A 13,399-nucleotide genomic window follows, 5' to 3' on the forward strand; every position below is an offset into this window, starting at 1 on the left:
TCTATGCTGTTCATAAGATTGGGATTATGCCAGATCGTGTTCGCGGTTGCCGCACGCCCAGCGAGGGATGCCGACAACCGCGCGCGTTTCAGCGAAGGGCGGTTTGTCAATGCTGCGGATCGGCCTGCTTGACCAGCGCGAATCCATCCAGCATCTGCATCGTCCCCACCCCGAGCAGACCGCTAATGACCATGGCCAGATAGATCGCCGCGATGGGCTGCTCCAGCAGGACGAAACCAAGCAGTCCGAGTCCGGCGCTCAACTCGATCAGGCCATAGCTCCAGCGGGCCGCGCGTGGCCCCGTCTGCGCGCGCGCCTTGGGCGTGCGCACGAACTCGGTGCGATAGCCAATCAGCGCCTCCAGCCCGCCGCGCGCATTCGAGAGCAGGAGTCCGCTCGTCAGGGCCAGCGCGCCAAGCACCTCCAGCGTCGTCTCCCGGGCACCGCCGCGGATTCCGGCCAGGGTGAGGAAACCGATCGGCGCGGCGAAACCCAGGATCGAGGTGACGATCGCGACGCGGCTCAGGGTTTCGCCCGCCACTGCCGCACCCGAGATGAACGGCAGTCCAAGAAGGACACAAACCGTGCCGAGCAGGAAGGCGAGGGGTTGAGCAATCTGGAGACTGATGATCGGCTTCTGCCAAAGCGGAAGCGCCGGACTCGCCCAAATCAGGGGGATCAGTTTGACGAAGCATTGCACGAAGCCCTTGGTCCAGCGAAATTGCTGGACCCGCCAGGCACGCGCGGAGACGGGCAGAACGCCGGGCACGGCGAGATCCTTGAGATAGCCGGAGCGCCAGCCACGCAGACGCGCGCGCAAGCTCAGATCCAGATCCTCGGTCAGGGTGTCGCCCTCCCAGCCGCCGGCATCCTCGATCGCCGCGCGCCGCCAGACGCCGCAGGTGCCATTGAAGGGAATTGGAAGACCCAAACGCCAGCGCGCCTCCTGCTCGACCCCGAAGTGCGAGTCCAGCAGCCGTGCCTGGATGCGCGTCAGCAGACTCTCATCGCGGTTGAGATGTGCCCAGCGCGCCTGGACGTAGGCCAGGTTGGGCTCGGCGATCAACGTGCCGATAGTCTTGCGCAGAAAATCCGGTGGCGGGATGAAATCGGCGTCGAAGATGGCCACGTAGGGCGCATCGGAGCGTTCCAGTCCGGCCGCCAGCGCGCCGGCCTTGAAGGCGGTGCGTTGGACCCGATGCAGCAGCTCGATCTCGACGCCGCCTTGGCGCAGAGCGGCCACGGCCTGCCGGCTCAGAACGAGCGAGCCGTCGATGCTGTCATCGAGAACCTGGATCTGGAGCCGGTCGCGGGGCCAGTCCAGGGCAATGACGGCGGTCAGGATCCGTTCGACCAGTTCGCCTTCATTGAAGAGCGGAAGCTGCACCAACACTCTGGGCAGAGCGGCCTCTTCGGGCGTCGCGATGGCAAGGCGACGCTTGGGAGTCAAGATCCTCGCCAGGATCAACAAGGCCAGATTGAATGAAAAGATCGCCAGAATGACGAGACAGAGTGTGAGTAAAAGCTCGACCGTGAGTTCAGTCGCGAGCATGGGTTGCATGTCCGTAAGGTGATAAAACCTAAATCCGGCGAGCTGAACCGCAAAGAGCGCAAAGGACGCAAAGAACTTCAGGAGTTTGTTCCGGCTGTCTGTCTCGCTCATGAGGTGAATTTCAGCGGCTCGGCAGCATTTTGTCGTTCTTTGCGCTCTTTGCGGTTCAACTGCTCTTTTTAGGTTTATATAGGGTTGATGGGGGAACGATGACCGGTTAGGAACGAGTCAGTTCATCGTCCAAGGACAGAATAGGACCGCCTGAAAGCGACAGCAAGTCCCGCCGGAGCGATATGCGGGAAAGCAGTCGGTCGTTCGCTGTATTATGAAGCGACTTGATCGCTTGAAGGCAATCGCCCGACGGATAAGTCGTCGGCTGGCGGCAGGATCGGCTAAACTTTTTCGATTCAAACGCTGTCGTCCGACCGCTCCATCGAGATCTCCACTGCCATGCTGGATCGTCTACAACGGATCGCGAGACATCTTCTGCCCGTTCGCCAGATACTGATCGGTCTTGCCGCGCTCGGCTCGCTCGTCGCCGGTATCGGACTCTTCGCCTTTGCGGGCAAGGAAGGTGACTCGCTGCTGATGCCGGGTCTTCTCGTCCTGCTGTGGGCCGCTACAGGGCTGATTTTCGTCGATGTTTTCGCCCATGTTCCGCATCCGCCGGAGCCGAGCTGGAATCCCATGCGCAGACGGATTCAGATACTGTGGCGCGGTCTGCATTGGCTGTTCGCGGCTGGATTCGTGCTGCTAAGCCTAATGGCTGCGGATGTCAGTCTGCATATCGCCGAAGTCTGGCTGGAAGATCGCTCGCAATAAACGCTTGCCGCGATCGCCTCAGCGCGCCAGCGCGCGACCGGAACCGCGCGGATCGCTTGCGGCCTCGACCGCTTGACTGGATCGATCCCAGAAAATCGCCTGCAGGTCGCCATAGGGCCGGTCGAGCGACTCAAGCCGATGGCCCATTGACATCAACCCCTGTTGCTCGGCTTCCGTGAGCGCGCCGGGCTCGAACTGGATCGCGTCGGGCAGAGACTGATGATGAATCCGGGGGCGGGACACCCAATCGGTCACCGGGGCGCCCTCGACAGCGGCCAGGATGCCCTGCAGGACCATGGTAATGATGCGGCTCCCGCCCGGCGTGCCCAGAATCGCAATCCCCTTCGACGATTCCAGAAAGGTCGGCGACATGCTCGACAGCATGCGTTTGCCCGACGCGATGGCGTTGGCCTCGCCACCGATCAGGCCATAGACATTGGCCACGCCGGGTTGGGCCGAGAAGTCGTCCATTTCGTCGTTCAGCAGGACGCCGGTGCCCGGCGGCACGAAACCTGATCCGAAGGGATAATTGATGCTGAGCGTGGCGGCCACCCGGTTGCCCTCGCGGTCGAGCACCGAGAAATGGGTGGTGTCCTGTCCCTCCGCGAAGGTCGATGTCTCCGCGCATTCCGCCAGACGGCTCGGGGTGGCGTGCGCGGGATCGAAATCGCGAATCAGACCCGCGGCATAGTCCGGGTCGGTCAGACGCGCGAGGGGCATCGACACCTGATCCGGATCGCCGAGATAGGCGGCGCGATCCCGATAGGCGCGGCGCATGACCTCGACCAGGGTATGGGCGCGCGCGTCGCCCTCCAGTTGGTTCGCCGGCAGCGCGGACAGCATGTTGAGCATCTGGACCAGCAGCACGCCGCCCGAGGACGGCGGCGCGGCGCTGACCACCCGCCAGCCGCGAAAGGCGCCGACAATGGGCGCGCGCTCGACGATGGCGTATTGCTCCAGATCCTCGCGGGTCCAGATGCCGCCGCCCGCGCGCACCCCCGCGACCAGCCGGTCGGCCACGGGGCCGGCATAGAATCCCGCGCAGCCCTGCCGCGCCAGCGTCTCCAGCGTCTCCGCCAGATCGGGTTGACGCAGACGGAAGCCCACGGGAGGAATCTCGGCATCCGCCAGAAACTGGCTCGCCGCGCCGGGCGAGGCCCGTAGCGCCTCCAGCCGCCAGCCGGCCAGGCGCCGATAGGTCTCGCCGATCACGAAGCCTTCGCGGGCATGGCGGATGGCCGGGGCCAGGGTCCGCGCGAGCGGCAGGCGGCCATAGCGTTCGGCCAGATGACAGAGGGCGGCGGGCATCCCAGGAATACCGGCCGCCAGCGGTCCATCGAGCGCGCGTTCGCGGACGAAGCGACCCTCGGCATCGAGATAGAGATCGCGATGGGCGGCGAGTGGCGCGCGCTCGCGCCCATCCACCATGGTTTGAAAACCGTCGCTGGCGCGATGCAGCAACCAGAAGCCGCCGCCGCCAAGACCGGAACTGTAGGGCTCGACCACGGCAAGCGTGGCGCCGATGGCCACGGCCGCGTCGAAGGCCTGTCCGCCCGCATCGAGGATGGCGAAACCCGCCTCGGTCGCGAGGGGATGGGCGGTGGCGATCGCGGCCTTCGGCGGCCGGCTTTCCCCGGCAACGCACGCGCATGCCGCGAAAAACGAGAAGAAAATGAGAAGCCCCGTGGTGGGGCCCCTCAAGCGTCGGCTCATGTGGCCGACGATGTGGTCTGGATCAACAGCCTCATGCCGCGCTGGAGATTCGCTCGTACTTGACGCGCAGTTCATCCTCGCTCTCTTCGTGAGCCGGATCCTTGATGATGCAGTCGACCGGACACACCTCGACGCACTGCGAGGTCTCGTAGTGACCGACGCACTCGGTGCACAGGTTAGGATCGATCACATAGGTCTCGTCGCCCTGGGAGATGGCGCCATTCGGGCACTCGGGTTCACAGACGTCGCAATTGATACATTCATCGGTAATGATCAGAGCCATGGGAAAATTCCTCTTGTTTGCTCGTTGGGTTGTAGGGGTTGTTCGGGGTGTGATGGGACTTGCGCATGTTATCCAAACCGCTGCTTCAATGCAGCCTGAACCGCTGGCGTGACGAAGGTCGAGACATCGCCCCCCAATCGCGCAATTTCCCGCACCAGCGAGGAGGAGATATAGGAATACTGCTCGGCGGGAGTCAGGAAGAGGGTCTCGATATCCGGAGCCATTCGGCGATTCATGCCCGCCAACTGGAATTCATACTCAAAATCCGAGACAGCACGCAAGCCACGCATGATAACGCTGACTCCGAGTTGCCGCGTAAAGTTCACCAGCAGCCCTTGAAAGGGCACGATTTCCACGTTGGTCTGACCGACGACACTGGACCGTACCAGCGCCACGCGCTCCTCGGTGGAAAACAGCAGCGCCTTGCCGGTATCGGCGGCGACCGCGACCACCACGCGATCGAAGAGTCGGGCCGCGCGATGGATCAGATCCACATGACCATTGGTGATGGGATCGAAGGTTCCGGGATAGACCACGCTGCGCAATCGTTGGATCCTCTGGGGGAAATTCGGCCAGTCGGCGGACGCGTAAGGCTCCGGGACAGGGTGTCGGCGGCCGCCCGCGATCAGAGGCCGGCGCGCACGATAGCACAACCTGCATGCAAACGCCGTCCTGGGACCGCCGGCTTGCAGCCGGCCCTGGGGCGTCCGGCTTGTAGCCGGACGAAGCCGAGCGACCGGATCGATGCCGCGTCATCCGACCGGCCACGTCCCAGCGGTATCGTCAGTCGACAACATGTCGACTACCCCAGGGCCGGCTACAAGCCGGCGCTCCCAGGGGCGGCGCTCCCAGGGCTAACCAACCCGTAGCGGACCTGGCCCGCCGTCTTGTCGCGCAGTAGCTCCCAGCCTTGCGGCAACGCCGGAAAACCCGTCCGACGGGCGGCTTCCAGATAGATCCGCGCGCCTGGCGCCAGCCAGCCCTGGTCCGCCAGACGCGCGATGGCCGGGGCGAGCAGGTCGTCGTCATAGGGCGGATCCAGAAACACCACGTCGAAAGGACGCGGCGAACCTGCGAGCCATTGCAGCGTGTCGGCGTGTAGGATCTCGATGCCGGTGGCGTCCAGGGTCCGCGCATTGGTCCGCAATTGCTGCGCGACGGCTGCGGCGCGCTCGATCAGAACCACCTCGCCCGCGCCCCGCGAGGCGGCCTCGAAACCGAGCGCGCCGCTGCCAGCAAAGGCGTCGAGACAGCGGGCGCCAGGGATGATGGGTGCCAGCCAGTTGAACAGGGTCTCGCGCACCCGATCCGGCGTGGGACGCAGACCGGGTTGATCGGGAAAGGGCAAACGGCGGCCGCGAAAACGGCCGCCGACGATGCGCAGTTGGTTACTCGCCCGCGTCACTGACCGCGGACGCCTGAGCGGAGTTGTCGCCGACCGTGACGATGGCGAGCCGGTCGGGATGGACGCGCCGCGCGAAGGCGTCGTGGATCTGCTCGACGGTGATGGCCTCGATGCGCGACGTGAAGCGGTCCAGATAATCCAGCGGCAGTCCGTAGAAGCCGATCACGGCCAGATATTGCACGATGTCGCCATTACTCGCGATGCGCAACGGAAAGCCGCCGGTGATGTTCTTCTTGGCCGCGATCAGTTCCTGCTCGCTCGGCCCCTGGTCGATGAAACGTTTCAGCGTCTCCAGCAAGACGGCGCGGGCCTGGTCCGCCTGCGCGTTTTTGGTCTGAAGCCCCATCAGGAAGGGGCCGGGCTGGGCCAGCGGCAGGAAATAACTGTAGGTGCTGTAGGACAGACCGCGTTTCTCGCGGATCTCGTTCATCAGGATGGAGACCAGACCGCTACCGCCCAGGATATGGTTGCCGACATAGAGCGGGAAATAATCGGGATCGCCCCGACGCATCCCCGGCTGGCCGGCCAGCACCGTGGTCTGACTGGAGGTGAAGGAGATGGCTTCCAGGCTGCCGTCGGTCAGCTCCGCGACCGCGGGCAACTGGGGCGGGCGTTCGCCGGCGGAGAGCCCAGCGGTGACGCGCGCGGCCAGCGCCTCGGCGCCGGCACGGTCGAGCGCGCCGACAATGGCGACCACGGCATTCGCGCCGCGATAGTAGCGGGCGTGAAAGTCCGTCAGATCCTCGCGGGTCATGGCCGTGATGGTCGCGGCGGTCCCGGCGGGATCGGCGGCATAGGGATGGTCGCCGAAGATCGCCCGATAGAGCGCCTTCTGGCCCACGGTCTTGGGCGATTCCTGATCCTGCCGGAGCGCGACCAGCCGGTTCTCGCGGATACGCTCCAGATCGGACGGGGCGAAGGTCGGCGCGGCCAGCACGGTCGCGAACGTCTCGACCGCCGTGCTCAGTGCCGGTTCGCGGGTCAGCGAGCGCATGACCACCGAGGTCATGTCACGATCCGCGCCGGCATCGAGTGTCGCACCGACAGTCTCCAGCCGATCGGCCAGCACATCGGCATTCCAGTCGCCCGCGCCCTGCGTGAGCATGGTCGCCGTCATAGAGGCCAGGCCGGAGCGCTCGCCGTCGCGGGCGCTCCCGGCGTCGAAGGCCACCCGCACATCGACCATGGGCAGGTCCGGGGCGGCGACGAAGAGCACCCGCGCGCCGCTGGGCGCCTGCCAGGTCTGAATCTCGGGTGTCGCGCGCGCGGCGCCGGGTGCGAGGCCAACGGCCAGGAATAGGGCCGCGACAAGCCAGGGTTGATGGGATATGTGGAAGCGATCAGCGAACATGAGTGAGTCCTCCCAGACCCTGCGGGGCGCGTGCCGGTTGGTCGTCAGCGAGCGGTTGCGGATCGAGCACCGCCACGGTGAGTCGATCGGGATTGAGATATTTGCGGGCGACCGCCTGGATCTGCGCGGGCGTGACTGCGGCCAGATTGTCCACATAGGCATCGGCGAGCCGCCAGTCGAGACCGAGCGCTTCGAGCTGGCCGAGCTGCATGCCTTGGTAGAAGAGCGCATCCTGTTCATAGACCTTGCCGGCAATCACCTGGGTACGGACCCGATCCAGTTCGCTCGCGTCGACCGGCTCGTTCTGAAGGCGCGCGATCTGGTCACGCAGCGCCTGTTCGAGATCCGCGATGTCATGCCCCTTGGCCGGAACACCATCGAACAGAAACAGCCCCGGCAGGCGCGCGAAGGCGCTGTAACTGGCCCCTGTGGAGGACGCGATCTGACGGCCCCGCACCAGTTCGCGCGCGAGCCGGGCGCTGTCGCCGCCGTCCAGGATCGAGGCCAGGATCTCCAGCGCATAGGGCTCCCAGGGCTCGTCGGCGTCCGCGATGGCGGGCGCCTTGTAGCCCATCAGCAGATAGGGTTCCTTGGCCGGCGCCTTGACCCGCAGCCGCTTTTCGCCCAGTTGCTCGGGTTCCGCCAGGGTTTTGGGCGGGGTCACGGTCTCGGCCTTGAGCGGACCGAAATGCTTTTCGGCCAGTGCGAAGACCTGTTCCGGGTCCACGTCGCCCGCCACCACCAGGGTCGCGTTGTTCGGGGCATACCAGAGACGGTACCAGTCGCGCAGATCCTCGACGCGCAGTTGTTCCAGATCGCCCGGCCAGCCGATCACCGGGTTGCGGTAGGGCGAGGCGTCATAGGCAACGGCGGTAAAGCGTTCGTAGGTCAGCGACTGCGGGTCGTCGTCGGTACGCATCCGGCGTTCTTCCTTGACCACTTCGAGTTCCTTGGCGAATTCCTTCTCGCCCAGGGTCAGATGGCGCATGCGCTCAGACTCCAGCTCGAAGGCGATTTCCAACCGGTCGCTCGCCAGATTCTCATAGTAGGCGGTGTAATCGCGCCCAGTGAAGGCGTTCTCCTCGCCGCCATTCTCGGCGACGATGCGCGAGAATTCGTTGGGGGCGAAGCGCTCGGTCCCCTGAAACATCATATGTTCAAGGACATGAGAGATCCCGGTGATGCCGCCATGCTCGTAGCTCGATCCGATGCGATACCAGATCTGCGAGGTCAGGATCGGCGCGCGACGGTCCGGTTTGACCAGGATCTTGAGTCCGTTAGCGAGGCGTCGTTCGTGTACGTCCGGCGCGGCGAGCGTTGTCAGCGGCAACAGGAAAAGCAGCACGGCGAGCAAGCGTCGTTTCATGAGTCGTTGCATGAACAGGGGTTCCTAAATCGGTTATCGGGTCAGACAGGCAATCTATGGGCAAGCATGACCCGATGATAGTTCCGGAGAGAAAACGATTCGAAGCCACCGTCCCCTGGGGCGCCGGCTTGCAGCCGGCCCTGGGGAGGTCGACATGTTGCCGATTTATAAGTACTTCAACAGAATGACGAATGATGAATAGAAACGATATCCAGGTTCGGAGCACTACCCGCCAAAAATTGCCGGCTTTCCAGGATTTCAAGCGGCACATGATATGTTATAAATCATGCTATCTGTCCTTCGAAAACGGGGACGCGTTGATGGGTTTGAGGCTCAAGAGCTTCGAGCCCGAGCCGCCCCCGACGCCTAACGCTGGGTAACGTGGCCAAACTGAGAATTGCTGTTGACGCTGCGCCCTTCGTACGAGCAGTGCGGAAGCCCGCCTTGCCCATCGCCGGTATCGCGACTACCATCGCGATCCATCCTGTGCAAGACACCTCGCCCATGCTCTCCAGTGCTCATCGGATGTCGTGTCCGCTCGAAAACGCGGCATTTCGAACCGAACAGAAGATACACAATGATCGTTTCATTTTCGCGCCGGATCGCCCTTCTGACACTCGTCGTCCTGAGCGCTGGGAGCGCCTTCGCGCAAGGCGACCGGCCAGAACTTCTGCTCTACTGCGGCATCACCATGGTGCGGCCCATGACCGAAATTGCCCAGCGCTTCGAGCAGCGCGATAACGTCAAGATCACCATCGCGCAGGGCGGCTCGGAAGACCTCTATCAATCCGCGAAGAAAAGCGGCGTTGGCGAATGGTATCTACCCGGCGAACCCAGCTATCGCGACAAACACCAGCCGGAGGGACTACTGGGCGATTTTGTCAACGTCGGCTATAACCAGATGGCCTTGATGGTGCAAAAGGGCAATCCGAAACAGGTCAAACCCGATCCGCGAGAACTCCTGCGCAAGGATCTGACCGCCATCGTCGGCAATGCCGAATCGGGCAGCGTCGGCCAGGAGTCAAAGTCGATTCTGGATGCGCTGGGCATCTATCAACAGGTTCTGAAATCGGCCGCTTTCCTCGCCCCCGACTCACGCAGCCTGATGAACGCCATGAAAAAACAGGAAGCCGATGTCACCCTGACCTGGCGCGCCACGGGGTTCTTCCCGGACAACGCCGCCTTCCTTGAGGTCATCGACCTCGATCCGCACATCGCCAAGCCTCAGGCACTGCTACTGATCCAGTTGAAGAGCGCGAAGTATCCCGAACGGGCGAACGGCTTCATGAACTTTGCTGCCGGGGATGAGGGTCAGGCGATCTTCCGCAAGCACGGATTCCTCGACAACCAAACCGCGATCGACCACTAACCCGGTCCCTCCGACACACTGGCGATGGATCATCCCCGCCGCGTTCCCGCCGGCCTGGCAACCGACACCGACCAGACGGCGCGTCCGGTCGTTCAGGATGTCGCCGTCACTTCCATCCGCTGGTTGTTCGGCGTCTTCATCCTCTGTCTGGCCCTGCTGCTGGGGTTACGGGTGATCTTTTCCGACCTGCAGGCGGAGTTGAATGCGCGCAGCACCAATGAGCGGGCGCGACTCTTCATCGGCGAGGAAATCGTTCGTGGTGTCCACGGCATCGAAAAAGACATTTACCGGATGGCGTCCACCCCCAATCTCGCCGGGCTTCGGCGGGTGAATCTGTCCATCGAACACCGGTTGGCAAAGCTGCGGCACGACCTGAACGTCCTGAAGCAGGGAGGGATCGTCAAACGTCAGGTACTGCTGAATCTCGAAGGGCGCGACGAAATGGTAAGCGAGGTTGCCTATCGCCCCGATCAGGACAATAAGCGCCATGTCATGGAACTGATCGAGATCGCCCCGCTCCTGGACACGCTGGGCGAAAAAACCCAGGAATTGGAAGAGATTCTTGTCAGAAGCTGGGAGTTCCAGGAGCGGGAAGATCTGCAAGGCTTTTTCGATCTGCACGTCGATATCGATATCTTCATCAAGCACATTCCGCCCTATTTCGAGCGCATCGCCGAAAACGCCAACCGTCTGTTCTTCGAGAGCAGCGAGCAACTGCGGGATTTGGAAACCGCCCTACACCTGCAAAGCGATCGTCTTAAAGCGGTCGAATTCTCGCTGGTGGTGCTCGTGATCCTGCTCGGCAGTCTGGCTGGCTGGCTCTTCCTCAAGCGCATCGGCCAGGCCAACCGACAGCTTGCCAACAGCGCCCAGGAAATGCGGGTCGCCAAGGACGCGGCGGAACGCGCAAGCCGCGCCAAATCCGAGTTCGTGTCGCGCATGAGCCACGAACTGCGCACGCCTCTGAACGCCATCATCGGTTTCGCTGAATTGCTGGAGGCCGAACCGCTCGCGCCCTCGCATCAGAATTACGTCAACCTCATCGGCAACTCGGGCAAACACCTGATGGAGCTGATCAACGCGGTGCTCGATCACGCCAAGATCGAGGCCGGAAGTATGACGCTGGAACGGATCGCCTTCGATCTTCACGCCGCTATCGAGGCGGTCAGAACCATCGTCGGCGATCGCGCCACCGCCAAGGGTCTGGAGTTTGCAGCCAACATCGATTCCAAGCTGCCCCGTTTCGTCGTCGGCGACCCGACCCGGCTGCGGCAGATCCTCATCAACCTCTTGGTGAATGCGATCAAATTCACCGCGCATGGCGACATCAAACTGTGCATCGCGCGCGAGGATCGGCGCATCCTCTTCAGTGTCCGCGACAGCGGCATCGGCATGGACGCGGCAGGGGTCGCCCGCCTGTTTCAACCCTTCAGCCAGGCCGATGACTCGATCACGCGCAAATTTGGCGGCACCGGTCTCGGCCTGATGATCTCGAAGGAATTGATCGAGGCGATGGGCGGCGAGATCGAGGTCGAGAGCGCGCCCAATGTGGGAAGCGTTTTCCGGTTCTGGCTCCCGTTGCGGGAAGCCGAGTCGACTCCGGAGCACGCGGCCGAGGTCGCGCCATCCAGCCCTCAGGAGACGCTCGCCAGCCTCGTGGCCGGGCGGGTGCTGCTGGTCGACGACAACCGCGTCAATCAACAATTGGCCGGCGCGATGCTGAACCGATTGGGCCTGAGCCATGACTTCGCCAACAATGGGGCTGAAGCGCTCCGACAACTGGCCAGCGCCGACTATGCCCTGGTGCTGATGGACATGGAGATGCCGGAAATGGACGGCATCACCGCCACCACCCATATCCGCGCGCATGAGGCCGCTCGGGGCGCTGCCCGCCTGCCGATCATCGCCATGACCGCCAACGCCATGCAGGAAGACCGCGACCGCTGCTTCGCCGCCGGCATGGACGGCTACCTCTCCAAGCCGGTCAGGCTGGCCACCCTGAACACCGAAGTGCGTCGGCTGTTCGCCGCGACGACCGCCGCCGCTCCCGCTTCCTGAGCGATCGCCCGCCATCGCTGGCATCATCGGCCAACTGGATTCGCCCGCCGCAAACCCCGACCTCCAGGGAAACGCGCGCTCGACCGCCACACGAGAGAAGCACCACGCTGGAGAGATTGGAATGTCACGGATCAAACTCGAATTCCCGAATACCGCCGGTCAGACCCTGGCGGGTCTCCTGGAAACGCCGCCCGATCGGGTGCCGACCGCCCGCTACGCCCTGTTCGCGCACTGCTTTACCTGTAGCAAGGATGTCGCTGCCGCCAGCCGCATCAGTCGCGCGCTGGCCGCGCGCGGGATTGCCGTGCTGCGGTTCGACTTCACCGGGCTCGGCAACAGCGATGGCGACTTCGCCAACACCAACTTTTCGTCCAACGTCCAGGATCTGCTTGCCGCCGCGCGCAAACTGGAGACCGATTTCCAGGCGCCCGCGCTGCTGATCGGCCACAGCCTGGGCGGAGCGGCGGTGCTGGCCGCCGCGCACCAACTGCCGTCGGTGGAGGCGGTGGTGACGATCGGCGCCCCGGCGACGCCGGACCATGTACAGCACCTGTTCAGTGGCGCGCGCGGGCAATTGGAAGCCACCGGTGAGGCCGAGGTCCAGATCGGCCTGCGCCGCTTTCGGATCCGCAAACAACTGCTCGACGATCTGGCGCAATACGGCTCCGCCGATCATATCCGCCACCTGAACCGAGCGCTCCTGGTCTTTCACTCGCCGCTCGACGAGATCGTCTCCATTGACGAGGCGGCCAAGATCTATCGGGCCGCCCGTCATCCCAAGAGCTTCATCTCGCTCGACAAGGCCGATCACATGCTCGGCAACCGCGAGGATGCCGAATATGTCGCCGAAACCCTGGTCGCCTGGGCCAGCCGTTATCTGGGGCTCGGGCGTCACGGCTTCGAGCCCAGCACCGGAACCGCGCCCAGGGTCGCCCCCGGCGAGGTGCTGGTCACCGAAATCGACACCCGTTTTCTGCGCGGACTCTATACCGACCGCCATCAATGCCTGGCCGACGAACCCAAGTCGTTCGGCGGCTCCGATTTGGGTCCCTCGCCCTATAAACTGCTGCTGATGGCCCTGGGGGCCTGTACCTCAATGACTCTGAGGATGTACGCCAACCGCAAGGGCCTGAGTCTCGACGACGTGGAGGTGCGATTGACGCATGAGCGGGACGTGGTCCTGGAGGGCGCGGAGAGAGGACAAACGGCAGGCAGGGGCGAACGCATCATTCAGCGGCTGAACATCCACGGCGATCTCAGCGCGGCGGAACGCGCGCGGCTGCTGGAGATCGCCGATCGTTGCCCGGTGCACCGCACGCTGGACTCAAGCCCTTTGATTCAGACCCAGTATGAGGAGGACGAATCCCCTCCAAGTAACGAATAAAAATAATTTAAACAACGACTAACGACAACGATTCCACAGGTATTCGCTCATGGATTTGTTTAACTTGTTCATGAATCGTTCCTAAACCGCGTCCGG

General features: G+C 63.5%; 11 protein-coding genes. 4 read left to right on the forward strand and 7 right to left on the reverse strand.

The window, feature by feature from the left end; genetic code table 11:
- Positions 1-106 precede the first annotated feature (106 nt).
- Positions 107-1,663: a glycosyltransferase gene (locus tag CCR95_RS12345; protein WP_420825658.1), complete on the reverse strand. Its 1,557-nt coding sequence runs from the start codon at positions 1,661-1,663 to the stop codon at positions 107-109.
- Positions 1,664-2,002: 339 nt separating this feature from the next.
- Here CCR95_RS12345 and CCR95_RS12350 point away from each other — a divergent pair, with 339 nt between their 5' ends.
- Complete coding sequence (locus CCR95_RS12350) at positions 2,003-2,374, forward strand: hypothetical protein (RefSeq protein ID WP_201094709.1); 372 nt, start codon at positions 2,003-2,005, stop codon at positions 2,372-2,374.
- A gap of 18 nt (positions 2,375-2,392) precedes the next feature.
- Here CCR95_RS12350 and ggt read toward each other — a convergent pair whose 3' ends face one another.
- The 6 genes from ggt to CCR95_RS12380 all read right to left on the reverse strand — a co-directional run bounded on the left by ggt (position 2,393) and on the right by CCR95_RS12380 (position 8,504).
- Entirely contained in the window at positions 2,393-4,087 is a 1,695-nt protein-coding gene (gene ggt / locus CCR95_RS12355) for a gamma-glutamyltransferase (RefSeq protein WP_201094710.1), read from the reverse strand.
- A gap of 31 nt (positions 4,088-4,118) precedes the next feature.
- Positions 4,119-4,370: a YfhL family 4Fe-4S dicluster ferredoxin gene (locus CCR95_RS12360; RefSeq protein ID WP_201094715.1), complete on the reverse strand. Its 252-nt coding sequence runs from the start codon at positions 4,368-4,370 to the stop codon at positions 4,119-4,121.
- Positions 4,371-4,438: 68 nt separating this feature from the next.
- Complete coding sequence (coaD, locus tag CCR95_RS12365) at positions 4,439-4,915, reverse strand: pantetheine-phosphate adenylyltransferase (protein WP_201094721.1); 477 nt, start codon at positions 4,913-4,915, stop codon at positions 4,439-4,441.
- 272 nt (positions 4,916-5,187) lie between these two features.
- Positions 5,188-5,775: a 16S rRNA (guanine(966)-N(2))-methyltransferase RsmD gene (rsmD, locus tag CCR95_RS12370; RefSeq protein ID WP_201094723.1), complete on the reverse strand. Its 588-nt coding sequence runs from the start codon at positions 5,773-5,775 to the stop codon at positions 5,188-5,190.
- Positions 5,759-7,126 (reverse strand): M16 family metallopeptidase, encoded by a 1,368-nt coding sequence (locus tag CCR95_RS12375; protein WP_201094725.1) that lies wholly within the window; start codon positions 7,124-7,126, stop codon positions 5,759-5,761. The genes rsmD and CCR95_RS12375 overlap by 17 nt, the downstream gene beginning before the upstream one ends.
- The gene (locus tag CCR95_RS12380; RefSeq protein WP_242523216.1) at positions 7,116-8,504 is read right to left on the reverse strand and encodes a M16 family metallopeptidase; all 1,389 of its coding nucleotides are present in this window, start codon (positions 8,502-8,504) and stop codon (positions 7,116-7,118) included. Before CCR95_RS12380 ends, CCR95_RS12375 begins: the two co-directional genes overlap by 11 nt.
- Positions 8,505-8,895: 391 nt before the next feature.
- Between CCR95_RS12380 and CCR95_RS12385 the strand changes: the two genes are divergently transcribed.
- The 3 genes from CCR95_RS12385 to CCR95_RS12395 all read left to right on the forward strand — a co-directional run bounded on the left by CCR95_RS12385 (position 8,896) and on the right by CCR95_RS12395 (position 13,303).
- Positions 8,896-9,861 carry a substrate-binding domain-containing protein gene (locus tag CCR95_RS12385; RefSeq protein ID WP_242523217.1) on the forward strand — a complete coding sequence of 322 codons (966 nt, stop codon included), beginning with the start codon at positions 8,896-8,898 and terminating at the stop codon, positions 9,859-9,861.
- A gap of 24 nt (positions 9,862-9,885) precedes the next feature.
- Entirely contained in the window at positions 9,886-11,919 is a 2,034-nt protein-coding gene (locus tag CCR95_RS12390; RefSeq protein WP_201094727.1) for a hybrid sensor histidine kinase/response regulator, read from the forward strand.
- Between the two features lie 121 nt (positions 11,920-12,040).
- Positions 12,041-13,303, forward strand: a complete 1,263-nt coding sequence (locus CCR95_RS12395) for a bifunctional alpha/beta hydrolase/OsmC family protein (protein WP_201094729.1) — start codon at positions 12,041-12,043, stop codon at positions 13,301-13,303.
- Positions 13,304-13,399 lie beyond the last annotated feature (96 nt).

The sequence above is a fragment of the Thiocystis minor genome (assembly GCF_016653465.1).
Classification (GTDB): Bacteria; Pseudomonadota; Gammaproteobacteria; order Chromatiales; family Chromatiaceae; genus Chromatium; species Chromatium minus.

Coding starts and splice junctions, on each gene's coding strand:
- CCR95_RS12350 (WP_201094709.1), top strand. CDS start 2,003: ATGCTGGATCGTCTACAACGGATCGCGAGACATCTTCTGCCCGTTCGC.
- CCR95_RS12390 (WP_201094727.1), top strand. CDS start 9,886: ATGGATCATCCCCGCCGCGTTCCCGCCGGCCTGGCAACCGACACCGAC.
- CCR95_RS12360 (WP_201094715.1), bottom strand. CDS start 4,370: ATGGCTCTGATCATTACCGATGAATGTATCAATTGCGACGTCTGTGAA.
- ggt (WP_201094710.1), bottom strand. CDS start 4,087: ATGAGCCGACGCTTGAGGGGCCCCACCACGGGGCTTCTCATTTTCTTC.
- CCR95_RS12375 (WP_201094725.1), bottom strand. CDS start 7,126: ATGTTCGCTGATCGCTTCCACATATCCCATCAACCCTGGCTTGTCGCG.
- CCR95_RS12345 (WP_420825658.1), bottom strand. CDS start 1,663: ATGAGCGAGACAGACAGCCGGAACAAACTCCTGAAGTTCTTTGCGTCC.
- CCR95_RS12380 (WP_242523216.1), bottom strand. CDS start 8,504: ATGCAACGACTCATGAAACGACGCTTGCTCGCCGTGCTGCTTTTCCTG.
- CCR95_RS12395 (WP_201094729.1), top strand. CDS start 12,041: ATGTCACGGATCAAACTCGAATTCCCGAATACCGCCGGTCAGACCCTG.